Raw genomic sequence first — 2,001 nt, 5'->3', positions numbered from 1 at the left:
ATATTTACAAAGCTACCCTCATCCTTAGTACGATTAGGAGCTCGACCATGAAGAAGCAGCTTTTGATGATTGGCCTTATCGGTTCGATGGCCTTTTCGGGGGCCAGCATTGCGGCCGATGCAAAGAAGCCACTCGCCTTGTGGGATTGCCAGGATTTCCTGGGCGTCCAAGAAAGCTATCGGCCCATCGTCGTCAGCTACGCTGAAGCCCTCAACCACAAGGGCAAGCCCGAAGACGCCGTTCTCAATGTCGAAGGCATCACCACCAAGACCCCTCTTTTGGTTAAGCACTGCACTGAAAATCCGAAAATCAAACTGCGCGACGCACTCGTCGGCATGAATAAGCAGTAATCGCTACGGGCCTCACCTGGAACTTGCGTGACAGGTGGGGCCAAACCTCTCTGCATAGGCCGCTCTTGCGGTCTTTTTTGTGCGCTTAAGCGCGGATGACCAATCGACGCCCCTGCATTGCGTGCAACGCCGCACACACCACAACCGCCACGCCGCACATCAACAGGAAATAGAACAACGCAGGGTCAGATCCCCCCGCTTTTCCTGACAAGTCGCGAAATTTCGCCACCACGGTAATGCCCAGCAACTGGCCAAACTGTTTGGATAGCGTTGCAATGGAAGAGGCATCCCCGGATCGCTCCGCCGGGAAGATGCTCATGATGACTGCCGTGACCGATGCATTGGCAAAGCCGTAGCAAAGGCCGGCAAACGCAAGTGCGGATATCGCCCAAGGAAGCGACGCATTGCGCTCGGCGATGTAGGCCACGCTTCCTAAGCCAAGGATCGAAAGTCCGGCGAGCAAGAAGGTCAGGTTGGATCTTTTGGAGGCCAGCAACGGCTCCGTGATGAAGCACGCGAGAAAGCCGGCCGCCGCCATCGGCAGGCAGCCCAGTCCAAATACCAACCCGCTTTGGCGCAAGTCGACCTGAATGAAATAGGATGCCCACAGCATCGAACCGACGATAGCCGCGAACGTGAACACGCCCACGCATACCTGCGGCGCCATCGCAAACCCGCGCATCCACGTGTCTGGCCGCAACGCGGCTTCGCGTTTGACAAGCAGCCAGAGGATGAGCGCGGCGGCCAGCGCATAGCAAAGCATGGCCCAGTCATACTGGCCTACAAAATACGCAACCGCCGCAAGCATGGCGGCCACCGCCAGCTCACCCAGAATCGAAGGCTTGCGTGCCGTGCTTTGCGGCGCGGCCTTCTCACGAATCCGGAAGCCGACAAAGACGATGGGAATCGTGGCAAGCGCGGTCACCCAGAAGATGGACCGCCAGCCCCAGGCATCCAACAGCATGCCGCCCAGCACGGGTGACAGACCAAAACCCGCCATCCCGGCGGCGGACCAGATACTCATTGCCGCCGCTATTTTGCTGGGCGGCGTGTGAGAGCGCAACAGCACGAGCGCGGATGGCGACAATAACGCGGCGAATGCGCCTTGAACAAAGCGCAGGCCGATCAGTAGCGCTTCCGAGCTGACCAGCGAACAGAAGATTGACGTGACGGCGAACCCCGTCATGCTCAACAGGAAAATCCGGCGTGCGCCAAGGCGGTCGCACAGCGCGCCGCCGGGCCGCAAACCGGCAATCCGCGCCAACAGATAGCCCGAGATAATCCACTGCACTTGCGCGGCGGTGAAGTGCAGGTCAGAAGCGATATGCGGAAGCGCGAGGCTCACCGCGCCGCCCATTGACGCGCCAACATACGTCGCCGCCGCAGCGCCGGCGACCACCAGTTTCTCGCTGGCGCTTAACCGAGGGGTGGGCGGCGTTTGGGTCATCGGCGTCCTTGATCACCCACGGCGGTCAGCTCATGCGGCATACAGGTTGTATCCCATGGCCTTCGCCACAGCCGCCACCATCAGTTGCCCTCTGACGCTGTTGCCCACGGGGTCCAAAGGCGGCGAGAACGCAGCAATTCCCATCTTGCCTGGCACAACGGCAAGAATGCCGCCCCCAACGCCACTCTTTGCCGGCAGGCCAAC

Annotated in this window: 3 protein-coding genes; 1 reads left to right on the top strand and 2 read right to left on the bottom strand. The window is 60.2% G+C overall.

Going from position 1 to position 2,001, the window contains the following annotated elements; translation table 11 throughout:
- The first annotated feature begins 47 nt into the window (after positions 1–47).
- Positions 48–350, top strand: coding sequence for an acid-activated periplasmic chaperone HdeA (gene hdeA / locus HV765_RS31610; RefSeq protein WP_175172199.1), 303 nt, complete (start codon positions 48–50; stop codon positions 348–350).
- Between the two features lie 85 nt (positions 351–435).
- Here hdeA and HV765_RS31605 read toward each other — a convergent pair whose 3' ends face one another.
- Positions 436–1,797 (bottom strand): MFS transporter, encoded by a 1,362-nt coding sequence (locus HV765_RS31605; RefSeq protein ID WP_175172198.1) that lies wholly within the window; start codon positions 1,795–1,797, stop codon positions 436–438.
- A gap of 30 nt (positions 1,798–1,827) precedes the next feature.
- Positions 1,828–1,995 (bottom strand): glutaminase, encoded by a 168-nt coding sequence (locus HV765_RS31600; protein ID WP_420840205.1) that lies wholly within the window; start codon positions 1,993–1,995, stop codon positions 1,828–1,830.
- Positions 1,996–2,001 lie beyond the last annotated feature (6 nt).

Source organism: Achromobacter kerstersii (assembly GCF_902859595.1).
Lineage (GTDB): Bacteria > Pseudomonadota > Gammaproteobacteria > Burkholderiales > Burkholderiaceae_B > Achromobacter > Achromobacter kerstersii.
The sequence above is the reverse complement of the archived record's forward strand: the minus strand, read 5'-3'. Positions and strand labels throughout refer to the sequence as shown.

Bases quoted from the DNA above. Each gene is read 5' to 3' on its own strand.
- hdeA (WP_175172199.1), top strand. From the start codon at position 48: ATGAAGAAGCAGCTTTTGATGATTGGCCTTATCGGTTCGATGGCCTTT.
- HV765_RS31605 (WP_175172198.1), bottom strand. From the start codon at position 1,797: ATGACCCAAACGCCGCCCACCCCTCGGTTAAGCGCCAGCGAGAAACTG.